The sequence below is a fragment of the Serratia sp. 22264 genome, from assembly GCF_052045345.1.
In the GTDB taxonomy this organism is placed as follows: domain Bacteria; phylum Pseudomonadota; class Gammaproteobacteria; order Enterobacterales; family Enterobacteriaceae; genus Serratia; species Serratia plymuthica.
On sequence record NZ_JBQEOY010000008.1, the window covers coordinates 68798 to 87670 of the forward strand.

The 18873-nt window shown below is 57.5% G+C and carries 17 protein-coding genes; 5 read left to right on the forward strand and 12 right to left on the reverse strand.

Annotated elements, in window-relative coordinates:
• Positions 1 to 8: 8 nt before the first annotated feature.
• The 8 genes from ACTJJ1_RS21965 to rppH all read right to left on the reverse strand — a co-directional run bounded on the left by ACTJJ1_RS21965 (position 9) and on the right by rppH (position 6748).
• Entirely contained in the window at positions 9 to 404 is a 396-nt protein-coding gene (locus tag ACTJJ1_RS21965) for a prepilin-type N-terminal cleavage/methylation domain-containing protein (protein ID WP_440835281.1), read from the reverse strand.
• Complete coding sequence (locus ACTJJ1_RS21970) at positions 394 to 840, reverse strand: YgdB family protein (RefSeq protein ID WP_004952275.1); 447 nt, start codon at positions 838 to 840, stop codon at positions 394 to 396. The genes ACTJJ1_RS21965 and ACTJJ1_RS21970 overlap by 11 nt, the downstream gene beginning before the upstream one ends.
• A complete protein-coding gene (locus tag ACTJJ1_RS21975; protein ID WP_208904361.1) occupies positions 837 to 1415 on the reverse strand; it encodes a prepilin peptidase-dependent protein in 579 nt (192 codons plus the stop codon). Before ACTJJ1_RS21975 ends, ACTJJ1_RS21970 begins: the two co-directional genes overlap by 4 nt.
• Complete coding sequence (locus ACTJJ1_RS21980) at positions 1403 to 1909, reverse strand: prepilin peptidase-dependent protein (RefSeq protein WP_440835283.1); 507 nt, start codon at positions 1907 to 1909, stop codon at positions 1403 to 1405. Before ACTJJ1_RS21980 ends, ACTJJ1_RS21975 begins: the two co-directional genes overlap by 13 nt.
• Before the next feature lie 196 nt (positions 1910 to 2105).
• Complete coding sequence (gene thyA, locus ACTJJ1_RS21985) at positions 2106 to 2900, reverse strand: thymidylate synthase (protein ID WP_330763985.1); 795 nt, start codon at positions 2898 to 2900, stop codon at positions 2106 to 2108.
• A 7-nt stretch (positions 2901 to 2907) separates the two neighbouring features.
• Positions 2908 to 3780: a prolipoprotein diacylglyceryl transferase gene (gene lgt, locus ACTJJ1_RS21990; RefSeq protein WP_440835286.1), complete on the reverse strand. Its 873-nt coding sequence runs from the start codon at positions 3778 to 3780 to the stop codon at positions 2908 to 2910.
• A gap of 181 nt (positions 3781 to 3961) precedes the next feature.
• Positions 3962 to 6208, reverse strand: coding sequence for a phosphoenolpyruvate--protein phosphotransferase (gene ptsP, locus ACTJJ1_RS21995; protein ID WP_004952283.1), 2247 nt, complete (start codon positions 6206 to 6208; stop codon positions 3962 to 3964).
• 12 nt (positions 6209 to 6220) lie between these two features.
• Positions 6221 to 6748, reverse strand: coding sequence for an RNA pyrophosphohydrolase (rppH, locus tag ACTJJ1_RS22000; protein WP_004952284.1), 528 nt, complete (start codon positions 6746 to 6748; stop codon positions 6221 to 6223).
• Between the two features lie 696 nt (positions 6749 to 7444).
• Between rppH and mutH the strand changes: the two genes are divergently transcribed.
• The 4 genes from mutH (at position 7445) to ACTJJ1_RS22020 (ending at position 10783) form a co-directional block, all read left to right on the forward strand.
• Entirely contained in the window at positions 7445 to 8131 is a 687-nt protein-coding gene (gene mutH / locus ACTJJ1_RS22005) for a DNA mismatch repair endonuclease MutH (protein ID WP_020439683.1), read from the forward strand.
• Positions 8132 to 8226: 95 nt separating this feature from the next.
• Positions 8227 to 8943 (forward strand): TerC family protein, encoded by a 717-nt coding sequence (locus ACTJJ1_RS22010; RefSeq protein WP_004952286.1) that lies wholly within the window; start codon positions 8227 to 8229, stop codon positions 8941 to 8943.
• Positions 8944 to 9118: 175 nt separating this feature from the next.
• Positions 9119 to 9337, forward strand: coding sequence for a YgdI/YgdR family lipoprotein (locus ACTJJ1_RS22015; protein ID WP_004952287.1), 219 nt, complete (start codon positions 9119 to 9121; stop codon positions 9335 to 9337).
• Between the two features lie 405 nt (positions 9338 to 9742).
• Entirely contained in the window at positions 9743 to 10783 is a 1041-nt protein-coding gene (locus ACTJJ1_RS22020) for an NADP(H)-dependent aldo-keto reductase (protein ID WP_004952289.1), read from the forward strand.
• A gap of 47 nt (positions 10784 to 10830) precedes the next feature.
• Here ACTJJ1_RS22020 and lplT read toward each other — a convergent pair whose 3' ends face one another.
• From lplT to ACTJJ1_RS22035, 3 genes are all read right to left on the reverse strand, one after another.
• On the reverse strand, positions 10831 to 12027 hold the full coding sequence (lplT, locus tag ACTJJ1_RS22025; protein WP_440835291.1) for a lysophospholipid transporter LplT: 1197 nt from the start codon (positions 12025 to 12027) through the stop codon (positions 10831 to 10833).
• The gene (gene aas / locus ACTJJ1_RS22030) at positions 12024 to 14180 is read right to left on the reverse strand and encodes a bifunctional acyl-ACP--phospholipid O-acyltransferase/long-chain-fatty-acid--ACP ligase (RefSeq protein ID WP_440835293.1); all 2157 of its coding nucleotides are present in this window, start codon (positions 14178 to 14180) and stop codon (positions 12024 to 12026) included. The genes lplT and aas overlap by 4 nt, the downstream gene beginning before the upstream one ends.
• A gap of 686 nt (positions 14181 to 14866) precedes the next feature.
• A complete protein-coding gene (locus ACTJJ1_RS22035) occupies positions 14867 to 17125 on the reverse strand; it encodes a molybdopterin guanine dinucleotide-containing S/N-oxide reductase (protein WP_004952295.1) in 2259 nt (752 codons plus the stop codon).
• 220 nt (positions 17126 to 17345) lie between these two features.
• Between ACTJJ1_RS22035 and galR the strand changes: the two genes are divergently transcribed.
• Positions 17346 to 18365 (forward strand): HTH-type transcriptional regulator GalR, encoded by a 1020-nt coding sequence (gene galR, locus ACTJJ1_RS22040; RefSeq protein ID WP_004952299.1) that lies wholly within the window; start codon positions 17346 to 17348, stop codon positions 18363 to 18365.
• Here galR and ACTJJ1_RS22045 read toward each other — a convergent pair.
• Entirely contained in the window at positions 18362 to 18817 is a 456-nt protein-coding gene (locus tag ACTJJ1_RS22045) for a GNAT family N-acetyltransferase (RefSeq protein WP_004952300.1), read from the reverse strand. The two genes, galR and ACTJJ1_RS22045, sit on opposite strands and share 4 nt — an antisense overlap.
• Between the last annotated feature and the right edge of the window lie 56 nt (positions 18818 to 18873).

The following is an 18873-nucleotide window of genomic DNA, read 5'->3' on the forward strand; positions in this document are numbered from 1 at the left end:
GTGCTCCCTTAAAACATAATATCTGCCGGGATACCGGCGGTGCAGTACCAGCGATTCAATTCAGCCCACTGCCGCTGAGGCGTTTGTATTCTTACCGTCAGCCGTTGGCAAGCGGCTTGCGGAGAGTTCAGCCGCATCTCGCGCTGCCACCCGGGCGGCAAAGGCAACAGTTCTGCATCCGTGCGACCGGTGGCCGCAAAGACTTCCAGTTGTTGGTGCGCCAACGACCATGCTTGCCGATACTGCCACTGGCGCTGAAAAGAGTGCAACAGCACCTGATGATACTGTAACAATCCCAGCAGCGACACCGCGAACAGCAATGCGGCAATCAGCACTTCCGGCAGGCTGAAACCTCGTTGGCGCCATAGCCCTGCTGCGGGAGCCACCCGCACGTTAATCCGCACAGTCCGTTTCCCGTTTTTCGGGGCAAAAATCCAGCCAACCGCCGATTTCCGCCCTTAGCTCAAAGGTACTGCCCGTGCCATCCGGTTTGGTCAATTGATATAATCGCAACGGCTCCCCTTCACTCATCGCCCCGTCCCCCCGCACCAGCACAATCCCCGCCTGGGCGGACAATTTGGCGCAGGCGCGCAGCTCTGCGGTTTGCTGGCACCACCAGCCGTTGGCCCCTAACCGGTTGCGGGGCCAGGACTGCGCCACGCCCCAACTGAGCGCCGAAGCAGCCTGGTTGTATGCCTTCAGATAGCGCTGTTGATCGGCGGCCAGCAGCAAAGCGCTATCCAGTTGGCGATGCTGGGCATTCAACAACATCAGCCCCATCACCAACAGCAGCATCACTGCCGCCAGCGTACTGCCGCCACGCTGCCCGACGGCACTCATGGTAGCGAGGCCATGTTAATCGCCCAGTACAAGTTGCGGCGTATAGCGTCATCCGCCTTCGAACGCCCGGCCAGCGACAACATGACCCATGTTTTGCCGCTGCTGCCCGCGACCGATTTGACGCTGAAAGTTTCAATGCGCACTTCGTCGTTATCCAGTAACCGCTCCCAACCCGTGCCGTGGCAGTGGGTTACGCCGCGTTGCCCTTCCAGCGCCCCCTGTCGCAGCCGGTAACCAAAATATCCGGCATCTGCGCCAAGCGTCTCCCAGCGGCCGTTACGGGTGATATCGTAAGCCATGATCACACAACTGCCTGCGGCCTCTCCCGGTGCATGGCCAATCAGTAATGCCCGCCCGTGGCAATTACCGGCGCAGAAACCGGCGCGACGCAGATCTTTCTCAATGCCGAACGCCAACTGCCGAAGCACCGATTCCAGCCGGTAGTGCCGGCCGACATCGACACTGTGCTGCCGCAACACCGGGTAGGTTTTAGCCGCCGCCAGCATAATCAGGCTGCCGAACGTCAGCGCCAGCATCACCTCCGGCAGCGTGAAACCTCGCTCTAGGGCTGGCATGCCGTAATCCCCCGCATGCTTACGTCCTCGCTGCACAAGCGCAGCCGCCCTTTGGCGGACAGCACCAATCGAAGGCTGCCGGCACCGTTGCTGAGCACAATATGCCCAGCCTGCGCGTTATTGCGTAATCCATAAAATCCCATTTCCTTTTGGGTGTGATCTGTCAGTCTTACATCCCGGTAATGCGGGTGGAATAGGTCATCGCTATGTCCCTCGCACCCCGAAAGTGGCGGATTACTGCCGATGCACCAGGGATCGCCGGTTTTAAACCCCAACAGCGCCGTGCGATTGCGCCAATTAGCGTCTGCCTGCATCCGGGTGAGAAACCCCAGCAGTTGTTGAGCGGTATGTTCCAGCCGCAGGCTCTGCTGATAATGGCGCCAATGGCTGACGCCCCAGCCGGTGAGCATGCCCGCCAGGGTGATCACCACCAGCAGTTCAATCAGCGTCATGCCGCGCTGGTCTTCTGTATTGAAAATCAGGTTGTCGTTCATGACGGCCAGTGTACTCAAGGGGGCAAAACGGGGAAGCGAGGTTTACTCAGGCTGAAGCGCTCTGCGCAACCTTTCTATGCAACAGGCAACAGGCCAAAATAAAATGCGAAGCGGAGCGCAAACAGGGCCACGGCCGAGGGAGAAAAAAGCAAGGGCGCAACCAGTGCGCCCTTGGAGATAACTTATGTGGCCAAACTCAGATGGCAACCGGTGCCTTGATGGCTGGATGCGGGTCGTAACCTTCGATTTCAAAGTCTTCAAAACGGTAATCGAACAGCGAAGCCGGTTTGCGTTTGATCACCAGTTTCGGTAACGCACGCGGCTCGCGGGTTAGCTGCAACCGGGTCTGCTCCATATGATTGCTGTACAAATGGGTGTCACCGCCGGTCCAGACAAAATCACCGACCTCAAGATCGCATTGTTGCGCCATCATATGCACCAGCAGCGCATAGCTGGCGATGTTGAACGGCAGGCCAAGGAACACGTCGCAGGAACGCTGATACAGTTGGCAAGAGAGTTTGCCGTCCGCTACGTAGAACTGGAAGAACGCATGGCACGGTGCCAGCGCCATCTGATCCAGTTCACCCACGTTCCAGGCCGAAACTATGATACGACGTGAATCCGGATCCTGTTTCAGTTGTTTCAGCACGTTGCTCAACTGGTCTATCTGACGCCCGTCCGCAGCGCCCCATGCGCGCCACTGCTTGCCGTACACCGGGCCTAGATCGCCATGCTCATCTGCCCACTCGTCCCAAATGCTGACGTTGTTTTCACGCAAATAAGCCACGTTGGTGTCGCCGTTCAGGAACCACAACAACTCATGGATGATGGAACGCAGGTGGCACTTCTTGGTGGTCACCAACGGGAAGCCTTCCTGCAAATTGAAACGCATCTGGTGGCCGAAAATCGACAGCGTGCCAGTGCCGGTACGGTCGGCTTTAGGGGTGCCCTCGACGAGCACTTTGTTCATCAAATCCAGATACTGTTTCATTTTTTCCTCACGACAGTTGTTGCTGCGGGCGACGACGATACGCCCAAATCATCATAATAATACCGGCCACCACCATCGGGACGGACAGGATCTGCCCCATGCTGACAACGCCGTCGAACAGGCCAAGCTGAGCATCCGGCTGGCGGAAGGCCTCGACGATAATGCGGAATGCACCGTAGCCAATCAGGAACAGGCCGGATACGGCCCCCATCGGCCGCGGTTTGCGGATAAACAGGTTCAGAATGATAAACAGCACCACGCCTTCCAGCAGCAGTTCATACAGCTGGGACGGGTGCCGCGGCAGCACGCCGAACTGGTTCAGCAGCGGCAACAGCTGCGGATCGGCCGCGGCAATGGCGACGTCTTCGCCGCGCGAGCCGGGGAACAGCATTGCCCAAGGCGTATCGGTGGTCACGCGGCCCCACAGCTCGCCATTGATAAAGTTACCCAAACGGCCGGCGCCCAGGCCAAACGGGATCAGCGGAGCAATAAAATCGGAAACCTGGAAGAAGGTGCGCTTGGTACGGCGGGCGAACCAGAACATCACCAGGATCACCCCCAGCAGACCGCCGTGGAACGACATGCCACCGTCCCAGACTTTAAACAGGTAAAGCGGATTATCCAGGAACAGCGGCAGGTTGTAGAACAGCACATAACCGACGCGGCCACCGACGAACACACCGAGGAAACCGGCATACAGCAGGTTCTCCACTTCATCCTTGGTCCAGCCGCTGCCCGGTTTGTTGGCACGGCGCACCGCCAGCCACATGGCAAAAACAAAGCCAACCAGGTACATCAGGCCATACCAGTGCAAAGAAACCGGGCCGATAGAGAAAATCACCGGATCAAATTTAGGAAACGCCAGATAGCTATTGGTCATCTATCACCACAACATGTCTATTATTCTTCCCCAACCGGGGGCGGCAGGTGCCAAACGCGCTAAAACACTCTTTTTCGTTGCTTTCAACGCAGTCGAGGAGGCGGATAATAGCATAAGCTTAACCGCCTCCGGACTGGCCGACAGGGAAAAGTTCTGTAAAAAAATCAGTCTGCAACAGCCTTTACTTGCCGCCACGGATCAATCCGCCCATGCCGCGCCGCTCCATAAACGCCGCGACCTGGTGGCGCACTTCGGTCGTCATCTGGGCGCCCAGCACCCGTTGCGCCAACACTTCGGCGTCGGATAGCTCAATATGCCGCAGCAAATATTTGATACGCGCCACGCTGCGCCCATTCATGCTCAGGTTACGATAGCCCATGCCCACCAGCAGCAACGCGCCCATCGGATCCCCGGCCAGCTCACCGCACAGGCTCACCTGCAACCCGACCGCGTTGGCCTGAACCACGATCAGCTTAAGCACTTGCAGCATTGAAGGATGCAGGCTGTCGTACAGCGCCGCAACGCGGGTATTGTTGCGATCCACCGCCAGCAGGTATTGGGTCAGGTCATTGGTGCCAACCGAAATAAACTCAACCCGCCCGGCCAGATGGGGGATCAGGAAAATCATCGACGGCACTTCCAGCATTACGCCAAGCTTGGGTTTCGGGATTTCATATCCGAGCACCTCTTCCACTTCGCGCCCTGCCCGATCGATCAACCGCCTGGCCTCGTCGATCTCTTCCAGGCTGGTGATCATCGGCAGCAGGATGCCCAGATTGCCGGTCCCGGCATTGGCACGCAGCATCGCGCGCACCTGAATCAGGAATATTTCCGGCTGATCAAGGGTGATGCGGATACCGCGCCAACCCAGGCAGGGATTTTCCTCGCTGATCGGCATATAAGGCAGCTGCTTATCGGCACCGATATCCAGCGTCCGCAGCGTGACCGGTTTGTTCGGATAGAGCTGCAACATGCCCTGATACTGCGCGACCTGCTCTTCTTCCGAAGGGAAGCCGCTCTGCAACATAAAAGGGATTTCGGTTCGGTACAAACCGACGCCATCGACTCGCCCGCCCAAGAGTTGCTCGTGTTCCGGGCTGAGGCCGGCATTCAGCATCACCTGAACCCGCTCACCGCTTTTGAGCTGGGCCGGCTGCTCGACGTCGTCTTCCGCCAGTTTGCTTAACTCAAGTTCTTCGCTGATCAGCCGCTGGTATTCCTGGACCAGCACCGGTTCAGGGTCGACCAGCAGCTCGCCGCGATAACCGTCGACAATCAGCAGCCGCTGGCTGAGCAGCGCAGGCTGGATATCCGCGCCCATCACCGTCGGCACGCCCATCGCCCGCACCAAAATCGCCGCATGGGAGTTGGCGGCGCCGTCGCGTACGACCACGCCGGCCAGCCTGTCCTGCGGCATTTCAGCCAACAGGGTGGCAGTCAGTTCGTCCGCCACCAGCACGAAACGCGCCGGCCACTGAGTCGCGCCCTGTGTGGTGTCGTCGAGGTGGAATAGCAGGCGCTGACCGAGCGCGCGCAAATCGCTGGCGCGCTCGCGCATATAGGTGTCTTGCAGGCTGGCGAACTGGGCGGCAAAGACCTCGATCACCTGTTTAACCGCCCATTCCGCCACGGAACCGGCGTCAATTTCGGCAAACAGCTCGCGCTTGAGGCGGGCGTCGTTCAACAGGTGAGAGTACAGATCGAAAATCGCCGCGCTCTCTTTTTGCGAGCTGGCGGCAAAGCGCTTGCTGAAACGGCGGAATTCCGCGCCGGCTTCTTCCAGCGCCTGCGTCAGGCGTTCCCGCTCGCTCACGGTATCGAGCGTCGAGGCCTTGTAAACCTGATCGAGCGACGGCTGGCTGCTGTCCTGCCAACCTTCCGCCACCGCTACGCCGGGGGATGCCGCCAGCGCTCGGATGCGGGTCTGGCGATATTGGCCAAAAATGGCGTTAAGCTGCGATTGCGAAAGGATCCCGGCCATTTGCGTAGCCAGAGTCACCATGAAGGATTCTTCGCTTTCGTCGAACTGGCGCAGCTCACGCTGCTGCACCACCAGCACCCCCAGCAGTTGGCGGCGATGAATAATCGGCACGCCCAGGAAGGATCGGAAACGATCCTCCTTCACCTGAGGTATGTATTTGAAGCTGGGGTGGCTCTGCGCGTCCGCCAGGTTTATCGGCTCTGCACGGCGCCCGACCAACCCGACGATGCCTTCATCAAATGCCAGCGCGATAGCGCGCCCGCGCGGTTTTTTCAACCCGCGCGTCGCCATCAGGTAGTAGCAGCGGCGATCGTTGTCTGCCAGATAAATGGAACAGACTTCCGTATCCATCGCCAGACAGGTTTCATTGACCAAAAGATCCAGCGCATCTGTCAGACTGGCCGCCGCGGCCACCTTCTCAACAATTTCTCGCAAGCGCGTGAGCATAGTCGGCTTAACTTAACCTCTCTTTCGGCGATAGGCGGGGGGCTGCCGCTGTGTTGCCTGCTCCTGCATCGGCATCACGGTGACGGCGAATTCTTTCATCACCCGGCGGTAAACGTCGCGTTTGAACGACACCACCTGGCGTACCGGATACCAAAAACTCACCCAGCGCCAGCCGTCAAACTCCGGCGTGCTACTGCGTTGCATATTGATATCCGCGTCATTGCACATTAACTGCAACAAAAACCATTTCTGCTTTTGGCCGATACATACCGGCTTTGTGTCCCAACGCACCAAACGTTTTGGCAATTTATAGCGCAACCAGTTGCGGGTTGAGGCCAGGATGCGCACATCCTTTTTGCTCAGCCCCACTTCTTCGAACAGCTCACGGTACATTGCCTGTTCTGCGGTTTCGCCAGGGTTAATCCCACCTTGGGGAAACTGCCAGGAGTGTTGACCGTAACGGCGAGCCCAAAGGACCTGCCCCTGACGATTACAGATTACGATACCAACATTCGGGCGGTAGCCATCATCATCGATCACCGGACTACCTCGATAAGCTTAATTTCGCATAGATGTACTGATTGTTTCACACAAGCTACAGGCGGTAAACCACTGCTTTGCAGCGCCGTAAACCGGATAACATTGGGATAACTCACAGATAATGGCAAAGTTATAAACATGCGAGGCGATTTCACGGCGGTTTTATTCACTTTTTCTGTGGATAGGTGTGTGAAGAACTCAAGGGATAAGCTGGTACAACTCTGACGAGCCTAAAAACACCGTTAAAACCAATTCAATATTAATTCAATAAAAACAAAAAGATACATTATTATCAACAGGTATGGACAGGGCAGAAATGTGATCTGTGCACGGTTAGGATCTTACCCTGGCGAAAGATCCACCAACGTCGTTTTTATCCACAGATTATCCGTATGAGTTACGCACAAAACGGACAATTTCGCAAAAAAAGGCCCGCGTCAAGGCTGTAAATCGAACCAGTGATCGGGAAAAATTTGGGTTATCCCATAAATCTGTGGATAAATAGGTGTAAGATCCTGTTTATTGTCGGTGGCTTCAGGTGCACAAGCGCCGGAGGGAATTTGTTTCCTGCGCGACGGGAGAAAAAAAGTCATGAAAAATCATGCTGCTATTAGTCTATTCCCGTGTCTTTTCCAGCCGATGTTCGCTGTGCACAAATGCAGTACATTTTTCAACCAAATCTGACGGACTTGCATTATGGCGTTTTTATCCCCTCTTCCCCTTCCGCCGGAAAACGAACGGCAGCTGTTTGAACGAGCGCAGCAGCTTGCCGGTTTTACCCTGGGTGAACTGGCCGCGCGTGCCCAGTTGCCGATCCCCAAGGATCTGAAACGCGATAAAGGTTGGGTGGGTATGCTGCTTGAGCTGTACCTCGGCGCCATGGCGGGCAGCAAACCGGAGCAGGATTTTCCCGAACTGGGCATTGAGTTGAAAACCATCCCGATTGACGCTGCCGGCAAGCCGCTGGAAACCACCTTCGTCTGTGTAGCACCGCTTACCGGCAACAGCGGCGTTACCTGGGCCAGCAGCCATGTACGCCATAAGCTGGCGCGGGTATTGTGGATACCGGTAGAAGGCGAGCGACAAATCCCGCTGGCGCAGCGGCGCATAGGATCACCGCTGCTGTGGAGCCCGAGCGCCGCTGAAGAAGAGATGCTGCGCCGGGATTGGGAGGAACTGATGGACCTGATCGTGCTCGGCCACGTTGAGCGGATCACCGCTCGTCACGGAGAGGTACTGCAACTGCGGCCCAAGGCGGCCAACAGCAAGGCGTTGACCGAGGCCATCGGCGAACAGGGCCAGCCTATCCTCACGCTGCCGCGCGGTTTTTATTTGAAAAAAAGCTTCACCGGCGCGTTATTGGCAAGACATTTCTTAATATGATCCTCTTTGTTTAAGCCATGTTTAGCTAACAGTGTCGCCGTACCAATAAACGCGTATAATTCAGCCTTTGCTTTTTATTAAGGTGTGGCTTGGCAATGTTCGATTGGATTATGGATCCCAATGCCTGGTTAGCGTTAGGTACGCTGACCATTCTTGAGATCATTCTGGGTATTGATAATATTATTTTCCTGTCTCTGGTGGTGGCCAAACTGCCGAAAGCGCAGCAGAACAAGGCTCGCCGTATCGGTCTGGCCGGCGCCATGCTGATGCGTCTGGGGCTGCTGGCTTCCATCGCCTGGGTGATCCGCCTGACCCACCCGCTGTTTACGGTGATGGACCACAGCGTCTCGGCGCGCGATCTTATCCTGCTGCTCGGCGGGCTGTTCCTGATCTGGAAAGCCAGCAAAGAGATCCACGAAACTATCGAAGGGTCCGATGAAGAGCATCACACTAAAGTGAACGGCTTCTTCGGCGCCATCGTGCAGATTATGTTACTGGATATCATCTTCAGCCTGGACTCGGTGATTACGGCGGTAGGCCTGTCCGATCACCTGTTTATCATGATGGCGGCGGTGGTGATTGCGGTTGGGGTAATGATGTTTGCCGCCCGGCCGATCGGCGAGTTCGTTAACCGCCATCCTTCAGTGAAAATGCTGGCGCTGGCGTTCCTGATCCTGGTGGGCTTCACCCTGATGCTGGAAAGCTTCCAGATACATATTCCGAAAGGTTACATCTATTTTGCGATGTTCTTCTCGATGTCCGTCGAAGCGCTCAACCTGATGCGCGGCAAGAAAAACCAGGCTCCGGAGTAACCCCTACGGGAGCGTGCGAAAGCCGCTCCCGTTTGCATTTTTATCCTTCCTTCAACTCTTCTGCATACTTTCTCTTACCAAGATAAGGACTTATCCGAAACACGAGGTATCCAGAGTTTGCTAATCTTGGAAGAAGACTCTTTTCTGCATACATACATAATTGAGGATCGGCAGGATGAAAAAGTGGGTAATGGCAGTTTCTGCGTTGGTGATCGCCGCCGGGCTGACGGGCTGCTCCAGCGATTACGTGATGGCGACCAAAGACGGCAATATGATCCTGACTCAGGGCAAACCCGAGATCGACCAGGATACCGGCCTGATCAGCTATAAAGATGAAAAAGGCAACAACCGCCAAATCAACGGCGATCAGGTTTCGCAGGTCATCGAGCGTTAATCCCTCTACTATTTCAAGTTACAGCCAGGCGTCTGATAATTGCGTTTAATACCGCTACACCCCAAGCTTGAGACGGGTGGGGAGCATGCAGTTTAGCCGACCGTTGAGCGGATGGGACGCGCGATACGAGCCTCCATGGATGGATTCACGGCGTGTCGGCGCTCTGCATGCTCCTCACCTGTAGCACTATTAGGCGCAGCTATTTAGAGGTAGCTTGAAAGACGATGGGGATATCGCCTCCTCTCCTGCGCGATAGCCTCCTCCCTCCGCACTGAATCCACTTCCCCCATCTTCACGGCTTGGTTTATAGTCGAGAAAGGCGATATCACCGTCTTGCAGGTGATGAGACTCCTGTTTCACCGGGCGTAAAGGCCCGTAAGCGCTAACTTGAAAGGAAGGCCGTTAATGCAATACCACCGTATTCCCCACAGTTCTTTAGAAGTGAGCGTGCTGGGACTGGGCACCATGACCTTTGGCGAACAGAACAGTGAAGCCGATGCCCATGCGCAACTCGACTATGCATTAGCCGCTGGCGTCAACCTGATCGATACCGCAGAAATGTATCCGGTACCGCCCCGCCCTGAAACCCAGGGGCTGACCGAACAGTACATTGGCAGTTGGATCAAGGCGCGTGGCAACCGTGAGAAAATAGTGCTGGCCAGCAAAATCGCCGGGCCGGTACGCGGCACCGACAGCAGCATCCGGCCGCAACAGGCGCTGGACCGCAAAAATATCCGCGCCGCGCTGGACGCAAGCCTGAAACGGCTGAACACCGATTATCTCGATCTTTATCAGTTGCACTGGCCGCAGCGCCAAACCAACTACTTCGGCAAACTCAATTATCAATACACCGACGATAAAGCTACGGTTACCCTGTTGGAAACGCTGGAAGCGCTGACCGAGCAGGTGCGCGCCGGTAAAATCCGCTATATCGGGGTATCCAATGAAACGCCGTGGGGCGTAATGCGCTACCTGCAGTTGGCTGAAAAACACGAGCTGCCGCGCATTGTCTCGATTCAAAACCCCTACAGCCTGCTGAACCGCAGCTTTGAGATCGCTCTGGCAGAGATCAGCCAGCACGAGGGCGTTGAACTGCTGGCCTATTCCAGCCTGGCGTTCGGTACCCTGAGCGGCAAGTATCTGAACGGCGCCAAGCCAGCCGGAGCGCGCAATACGCTGTTCACCCGCTTTAACCGCTATTCTGCACCGCAAACGCAACTGGCGATTGCCGAATATGTCGCGTTAGCCAAAAAGCACGGGCTGGATCCTTCGCAGATGGCGTTGGCGTTCGTGCGGCAGCAGCCGTTCGTGGCCAGCACCCTGCTGGGCGCCACCACGCTGGAACAATTGAAAACCAACATCGACAGCTTTGACCTGGTGTTGGATGAAGACGTGTTGCAGGGGTTGGAAGAGATCCATACCCGCTTTACCATTCCCGCGCCATGAATAACTCGGGGCGCAGTTTGTTGCGCCCCGACAGCTGTCCGTTGCGGTTATTTCGCGCCGCGCTGTGAAAACCACAGCGCGGTAATCGCCAGCGTAAACACCGCGCCAAAACCAATCCCCACGCCGACCACCGGCACGCTCACTTTCACCGCCAGAGAGTACAGACCCAGCATGAGCAACATGGCGGTATTCTCCCCCAGGTTTTGTACTGCAATCGCATTGCCGGCGCCTACCGAACGTTTTCCTCGTTCCTGCAACAACGCGTTCAGCGGCACCACAAAGAAGCCCCCCAGTACACCTATCGTCAGCAGCAGCGCATAAGCATTAAACAGGGTGGTTTGCAGCGCAAAGATTGCCACCGCTACACCAATCAGGATCCCGGCCGGCATACAGCGTTTCACCGTTTCCAGCGTGACAAAGCGCGCAGCCGCCCCGGCGCCAATCACAATCCCTACCGCCACCATGGCGTTCAGCAGCGTCGGCGTGGCGTTATCGGCGATGCCAAGCGCCACCGGCACCCACAGCACCAACAGAAAACGCAGCGTCACCCCCGCGCCCCAAAACAGGCTGGTGCCAATCAATGAAAAACGTGTTTGACCGTCGCGCCACAGCACAACGCATGCGTTGAAGAAAGCGCGGGTCATCGCGCGCGGCGTCCAGGAAGCCGCCGGGTGCGCCGCCGGCAGGCGTGGAATGTACAGGTTGGCGATCACCGCCGCCGCATACACCAGCGCGCAGACCGCCAACGCCGCCACAATGTGCCAGTCGGCCAGCACACCACCGGCAACCGAGCCAATCAGGATCGCGGCAATGGTTGAGGCCTCCATCAGGCCGTTGGCCTTGACCAACTTTTCGCCGTGCGTGATTTCACCCAAAATGCCGTACTTGGCCGGGGAATAAGCGGCGGCTCCCACGCCCACCAAGGTATAACCGAGGAAGGGATTAAGCCCGAAACAGATGACCAGCGCGCCGGCCAGCTTCAGACCGTTCGCCACCATCATCACCCGTCCCTTGGCGAAACTGTCGGCGATCTGGCCGACAAAGGGCGCCAGAATAATATAGGTGGCGACAAACGCCATCTGCAAAATCGGTTGGCTCCAGTCGGGGTACAGTTGCTGCTTGATCAGCGCCAGCGTGGCGAACAACAAAGCATTGTCGCCGAAGGCGGACAAAAACTGCGCGCAAATCACGGCAATCATGCTGCGCGAGAGCAAAGGCGAGTCGGTATTCAACGATGGGTTCATCGGGCATTCTCCGGCTGTTCGGCCATTTTACGCAGGGTTACAAAGTCCGGTTTACCACTGCCGAGTACCGGCAAGGCTTTAAGCGGACGAATATCACGCGGTACCGCCAGTTCGGGGCTCCCCAACTCGCGCGCAGCACGCAGCAAGGCTTCTCGGGTGATGCTTGCGTCTGTGGTAAACAGCACCAGCGCTTCCCCCTTGCTGCTGTCGCTTTTCACCGTGGCGGCATGCTGCCCTTCCGGCGCCACGCGCTGCGCCAGCAGCTCCACACTCTCCAGCGAGACCATTTCGCCGGCCAGCTTGGCAAAGCGCTTTACCCGGCCGCGAATGACGCAATAACCCTGCTCGTCCAACGTGACGATATCACCGGTGTCGTACCAACCCGGTTGCAGATTGCCATTTTCATCTTCCGCCGCCGGCGGTTCCAGTTCTCCCGGGCGTTCCACCCGCAGATAACCTTTCATGATATTCGGGCCTTTCAATTGCAGGCGGCCACCGTTATCAATGCCCGGTACCTTCATCAGACGCGCTTCCATCTTCGGCATAATACGACCCACGGTGCCGACCTTGGCCGCCAGCGGAACGTTGATCGACACCACCGGCGCACATTCGGTTACGCCATAGCCTTCCAGAATGCGGATGCCGTATTTATTCTGATAAATCTGTTTGGTGCTGTCCGCCAATTTTTCCGCGCCGGCCACCACGTAACGCAAGCGGGCAAAATCATACGGATGGGCGAAGCGCGCGTAATTATTGAGGAAGGTAGCGGTGCCAAACAGCACGGTGCAGTTGCGGTCATACACCAGTTCGGGCACCACGCGGTAATGCAACGGGCTGGGGTAAAGGAAAATGCGGCTACCGGTCATCAGCGGGGTCAGCAGCCCGACCGTCAGGCCGAACGAATGGAACAACGGCAGCGATGACATAAAACGGTCACGTGGGGTGAAATCGGCGATGGTGCGGATCTGTTCAACGTTGGCCAACAGGCTGGCGTGGGAATGCACCACGCCTTTTGGGTTACCTTCCGACCCCGAGGTAAACAGGATCAACGCGGCATCGTCCGGCTGTTGCGGCAACATGGCGTGCGCCGGCTGGAACAGGTGGCGCAGGATCCACAGCTTGTCTGCCAGGGTCAGGGTATCTTTAAGATCCTCCAGGTACACCCAGTTGGCCTCCGGCACCTGCTCCGGCAAGTGTGTCAGTTTGCCCTTTTCCAGGAACTGGCGCGAAGTGACGATGGTTTTGATGGTCGCGGCAGTCATCGCGCTTTTCAAACCGTTGGAACCGGCGGTGTAGTTGAGCATCGCCGGAATGCGATTACGCACAGAGGCGCCGAAAATCGCCGCCACGGTGATGGTGGCGTTCGGCAACAACATGCCGACATGTTCACCCTCGGCGGTAAAGCGCTGCAGGATACGGCTGACGCCCAACGCTTTTTTGATAAGCTGCCGGTAGCTGTCTTCCTTGAAGGCGATGTCTTCGATGCAGGGTTTGTTGCGACCATAGCGGTGCTGAGCCGCCAGCAGGGCGCGAAACAGCGTTTGCGGCTCGCGAGTGTCCATCCGCGCCTTCATCATAATCTGCATCAGCCGGTCACCGGCCAATGCACGACGATCGCGGGCGCGCGGCGCCTCCGGCATCGGCAGCGACGTCGGCGGTAAAATACGGATGCTGATCTGCGGGAACCAGCGGATCTTGAACACGCCGGCCATGCGGCCAAAGGGGCTGAACTCGGCGCCGTCCAGCCGTATCGGTACCAGGGTCGCGCCCGATTTGGCGGCGATAAACGCGGCGCCGTCATAAACCTTCATCAGCGAACCGGTAACGGTGATACGCCCTTCAGGGAACACCACGATCGGCCGGCCTTGTTCGATCATACGCACCAGCTGTTTGATCGCCATCGGTTTGGTCGGATCGAGATAGACCAGATCGATATAGGGTTTCAACCAACGCATAAACCAGCGATCGCCGATGCTGGCATAGACCGCAAACACCGGTTTAATCGGTAAAAACAGCGCCAGCAATAGGCCGTCGAGGAAGGAGATATGATTGGGCGTAATCAATAGCTTAGGCTGTTCGAAGTGCCGGGCGTCGCCCTCAACGCGAATTCGATACAGCAGGCGGAACAGCGTGCGCAGCACGGAAAGGATCATGCCCTTCTCCCTTTAGCCAAAATGAGCGTAAACAGTTGTAGGGAAAAGAATACTATACGGCAGGCAAAAAAAAACCTACGCATCCGCGTAGGTTGGTGCAAGTGAAAATGGCTTCAACATACAGAGCATGCTGATTTCTCACCAATCAATACCTCTGGGATCACCTACTCTAGAGAGATGCCGATCAAGAAACTACCGACGAATCGCAAGAGTTCTGCTCTAAATGCAACCAGCTGTAAATTTCCCGCATTTTATGGAAATAACTCAATGAAACTTAAACAATCCTGGGATCGGGAGGAGACAAAATCGAATCCTGCGCAGGCGGGCTGGGAGGGCGTCAGGCAAAAAAAAACCTACGCATCTGCGTAGGTTGGTGCAATTAGTATGGGTTCAACACACGAGTTGTTGAAACTCACCAATCAATACCTCTGGGAGGTTCAATTTACCCCGTTGCGTCGAAAGCCAGCCAGCGGGCAATCGCAACATTAGGGCGCAAAGTGTAACCAGCGGTGTATCCCCATCGCCATTCATGCTTCAGCGTTGTCGGCTGCACTCTGTCAGGGTAACGGGCGGATATACGCGCCCAATTGACGTGGGCGCAGCATGCCGCGCCCACGAGCCTGGCTGGAGATGAACAACCCCGTCGCCTGGCGGCAATGCGAGTTCCTTAAGAGGGCATCGATGTTTTACCGTACGCTTACCTCAACCAGGCAGCTCATGGCATTCGGCCCCTGCGTCAACGGCGAGGTACCGATATCCAGCGTTAAAACGTTCGGGTTACCGGACTGCTCCACCGCCAGGCGCTGCGCGCCAAAGCCTGGGTCGAACCAGGCGCCGGTGGCCATCAGCACCACACCACGGGTGACGCCATCAGTGATGGCAACGCCCGCCAGGCAACTGCCGCGCGCATTGCTGACCTGCACCTCGGCGCCCTCGGCAATACCGCGCATCGCCGCATCCTCCGGGTGCATATGCAGCGTCTCTCGGCCCGCCGTTTTATTGCCCTGCGCCAGCGGCGCCGGATCCATCTGGCTGTGCAGCCGGTCGCCAGGCTGGATGGAAATCAGGTGTAGCGGCCACTCTTTGGCCTGCGGCGCGCCCAACCATTCAACCGGCGGCTGCCACTGCGGGTGAGGTGCAAAATCCGCATAACGGTAACCGGCGATTTTCTCGCTGAACAACTCAATTTTGCCGCTTGGGGTTTGCAATGGATTGGCCTGCGGATCGGCACGGAAATCGTCAAAGAAAACGAACTCCTTCGCCGGTGTCGGCAGTTCTACATAGCCTTTACGCCAGAAATCCGCAAACTCCGGCCACTCGACGCCAGTACCTGCCTGCGCCTGCCCGCACTGCTGATAGATGGATTCGATCCAGGCCTGTTCGTCGCGGTTTTCGGTGAATTGTTCACGGTAACCGAGCCGCTCCGCCAGATCGGCGAAAATATCAAAGTCGTTACGTGCCTGATGCTGCGGCGCTATCGCCTGGTGCATCGCCAGCACATAGCGATCGCGCGATGAACCGCCGATATCGTTGCGCTCCAGCGAGGTAGTGATCGGCAACACGATGTCCGCCATCTTCGCCGCCGACGTCCACCAGATATCCTGCACAATCACCGTATCCGGTTTTTGCCACCCTTCCACCAGCCGATTCAGCTGTTGATGGTGATGGAACGGGTTGCCGCCGGCCCAGTGAACGAGATGGATATCCGGGTAGTGCAGCGTTTCCCCACGGAACGAGTAAGGCTCGCCGGGCTGCAGCAACATGTCGCAGATACGCGCCACCGGTATCGCCAACCCGCAAGGATTGGTGCCTACCGGCATCATTGGCCCCGGCGTATCCACCCGCGGGTTGCCGACGCCGTTCATTGAGCCGTGGCCAAACGAGAATCCGCCGCCCGGCAGGCCGACCTGGCCGAGCATCGCCGACAGGGCGATCATCATCCAATACGGCTGTTCACCGCGGTGGGCACGCTGAACCGAATAGGAGCAGGTAATAAAGCTGCGTACGCCGATCAATTGCTGCGCCAGCAGGCTGATACGCGCAGCCGGAATACCGGTGATAGCACTGGCCCATTCCGGCGTTTTCGCCACGCCGTCGTCCGTGCCGCGCAGATAATCCGCCAACTGCTCGTAACCCACGCAATGGCTATAGAGGAAAGCCTCATCCTGCGCGCCCCGGCGCTGAATTTCATACGCCAGCGCCAGCATCAGCGCCACGTCGGTGTTGGGGCGGATCGGGATCCATTCGGCATTCACAAACGCCGGGCAATCATCACGCATCGGGCTGATGTTGATCACCGGGGTGCCTTTCTGCGCCAGCTTCTGCAGCCAGGGTTTGAGCGTATGCTCCGCTGCGCCGCCAGAGGATATCTGGGCATTTTTCAACGCCAGCCCGCCGAAGGCGACAAACAGCTCGCAGTGTTCGACCACGCTCGGCCAACTGGTCACGCGCCCGGTCAACGGGGTAAAGGTGCCGATAACGTACGGCAGGAAAAACTGCGCCGCGCCCCAGCTGTAATTGCCCAGTTGGTCAACGCCACCGCCGCCGCTGAAATAAAAACGCCGCACCAGCGAGCGCGCATGATGCAGTCGCCCGGCGGATGACCAGCCATAAGAGCCGGTAAACAGGCCTGAAGGGCCGTAGCGATCGCGCACGCGGCGGTTTTCTTCCGCAACCAGATCAAGCGCGAGATCCCAGTCCACTTCAACAAAATCTTCCCGGCCACGCAGCGTGCGATCGCTGCCCTCGCGCTTCTGCAGCCAGGAACGCCTCACTGCCGGCTTGCGGATACGCTTGTCGGAATAGACCATTGGCGCGATGGAATCGAGCAGCGGGGAAGGATCCTGATCGTCGGCGAAAGGCTCACAGCGGATGAGCCTGCCGTCTTCAACCACGGCGGTATACGCCCCCCAGTGTGCGAGTTGCGGGTAACGTTTAATGGACATGAGGTTCTCGGACAATCAATAGATGCACAAAAGTAACATCAGCCGACGCGCGGTTTCAAAGCACAAATTGCTCTATCACTGTACCTTGCGAGCCTAAGCGCACATTAAATCGCTCATATCTGCAACGGCCGCCACAAGTTGCGATCACCACCGCTTGCAGCCCCGGGCTTTTTCCGCAAAACTGGGGAATGTAAGCGATTACCCAGGATGTATTACAGATATGGCTACGATAAAGGATGTTGCCAGGCTGGCGGGTGTTTCCGTGGCCACGGTGTCTCGCGTGATAAACAATTCCCCGAAAGCCAGCGAAAGTTCGCGCACTGCGGTGCTGGCGGCGATGGAACAACTGCAGTACCACCCTAACGCCAACGCCCGCGCGCTGGCGCAGCAATCGACCGAAACGCTTGGGCTTATCGTGTCCGACGTTTCCGATCCCTTCTTTGGTGCCATGGTCAAGGCAGTGGAACAGGTGGCCTACGCCACCCACAACTTCCTGCTGATTGGCAACGGTTACCACGAAGCTGAAAAAGAGCGTCAGGCGATTGAACAGCTGGTACGGCACCGCTGTGCCGCGCTGGTGGTTCACGCCAAAAAACTGACCGATAACGAACTGAGCGGCTGGATGCAGCAGATACCGGGCATGGTGCTGATAAACCGCACGCTGCCGGGCTTTGAGGCACGCTGCGTGGCGCTGGACGACCGTTATGGTGCCTGGCTGGCCACCCGCCATTTGATCCAGCAAGGGCATCAACGCATTGCCATCGTCTGCTCCACCCACCAGATTTCCGACGCAGCGGACCGTTTGCAAGGCTATCTCGATGCATTACAGGAGCATGGCATTGCGGTGGATGAAAAACTGATTGCCTACGGTGAGCCGGACGAAATTGGCGGTGAACAGGCGATGACCGAGTTGCTCGGGCGCGGCAAGCACTTCACCGCTGTGACCTGTTATAACGACTCAATGGCCGCCGGCGCGCTCTCGGTGTTGAGCGACAACAGTGTGGACGTACCGGCCCAAATGTCATTGATCGGTTTTGATGACGTGCTGATTTCACGCTACCTGCGGCCACGCCTGACGACCATTCGCTATCCGGTGGTGGCGATGGCGACTCAGGCTGCCGAACTGGCGCTGGCGCTGGCCAACAACCAGCCGCTGCCGGAGATCACCAACATGTTCAGCCCGACGCTGGTACGGCGCCATTCGGTCGCCAGCATCAATAACGTTTACGAGCAGAATTAAACCAGTGCCCGGTGGTACAGCCGCACCGGGCGGTCAGGGTAATCCAGCGCATCGCCAATATAATGCCAGCCGTGGCGTTCGTAATAACCGCTGAAATCGCTGTACAGATAAAGTTCGCTGAAGCCCGCTCGCCGGCTGTAGTCCTGCACGTGTTGTTGCAACCTCAGGCCAAGACCGCTGCCGCGCTGGCTTTCATCCACGTACAGCGCCGCCAGCCAAGGGGTCAGATCCTGGCGGCTGATCAGGTCACAGCGCCACAGACCGACGGTGCCCACCAGCGTCTCCCCCTGCAACGCGATAAAGGTGATCGGCAAATCCGCGCCTCGCAGGCCGCTTTCTACCACACTGGCGAAAAATGCCCGGCTGTTTTCGTTGCCGAACGCCCGCCATTGCCAGTCGACCACCTGTTGCAGGTACTGCGGGTAATCCGCCAGAGGCACAATGTTAATCATATTTCCGCTTCCTCCCGTTGCCCGATAGCAGTCTAGTGCCGTTCCGCCACCGCGTA

Bases quoted from the DNA above. Each gene is read 5' to 3' on its own strand.
- ACTJJ1_RS21970 (WP_004952275.1), bottom strand. From the start codon at position 840: ATGAGTGCCGTCGGGCAGCGTGGCGGCAGTACGCTGGCGGCAGTGATG.
- ACTJJ1_RS21975 (WP_208904361.1), bottom strand. From the start codon at position 1,415: ATGCCAGCCCTAGAGCGAGGTTTCACGCTGCCGGAGGTGATGCTGGCG.
- ACTJJ1_RS21980 (WP_440835283.1), bottom strand. From the start codon at position 1,909: ATGAACGACAACCTGATTTTCAATACAGAAGACCAGCGCGGCATGACG.
- thyA (WP_330763985.1), bottom strand. From the start codon at position 2,900: ATGAAACAGTATCTGGATTTGATGAACAAAGTGCTCGTCGAGGGCACC.
- lgt (WP_440835286.1), bottom strand. From the start codon at position 3,780: ATGACCAATAGCTATCTGGCGTTTCCTAAATTTGATCCGGTGATTTTC.
- ptsP (WP_004952283.1), bottom strand. From the start codon at position 6,208: ATGCTCACGCGCTTGCGAGAAATTGTTGAGAAGGTGGCCGCGGCGGCC.
- mutH (WP_020439683.1), top strand. From the start codon at position 7,445: ATGGCGTTTTTATCCCCTCTTCCCCTTCCGCCGGAAAACGAACGGCAG.
- ACTJJ1_RS22010 (WP_004952286.1), top strand. From the start codon at position 8,227: ATGTTCGATTGGATTATGGATCCCAATGCCTGGTTAGCGTTAGGTACG.
- ACTJJ1_RS22015 (WP_004952287.1), top strand. From the start codon at position 9,119: ATGAAAAAGTGGGTAATGGCAGTTTCTGCGTTGGTGATCGCCGCCGGG.
- ACTJJ1_RS22020 (WP_004952289.1), top strand. From the start codon at position 9,743: ATGCAATACCACCGTATTCCCCACAGTTCTTTAGAAGTGAGCGTGCTG.
- lplT (WP_440835291.1), bottom strand. From the start codon at position 12,027: ATGAACCCATCGTTGAATACCGACTCGCCTTTGCTCTCGCGCAGCATG.
- aas (WP_440835293.1), bottom strand. From the start codon at position 14,180: ATGATCCTTTCCGTGCTGCGCACGCTGTTCCGCCTGCTGTATCGAATT.
- ACTJJ1_RS22035 (WP_004952295.1), bottom strand. From the start codon at position 17,125: ATGTCCATTAAACGTTACCCGCAACTCGCACACTGGGGGGCGTATACC.
- galR (WP_004952299.1), top strand. From the start codon at position 17,346: ATGGCTACGATAAAGGATGTTGCCAGGCTGGCGGGTGTTTCCGTGGCC.
- ACTJJ1_RS22045 (WP_004952300.1), bottom strand. From the start codon at position 18,817: ATGATTAACATTGTGCCTCTGGCGGATTACCCGCAGTACCTGCAACAG.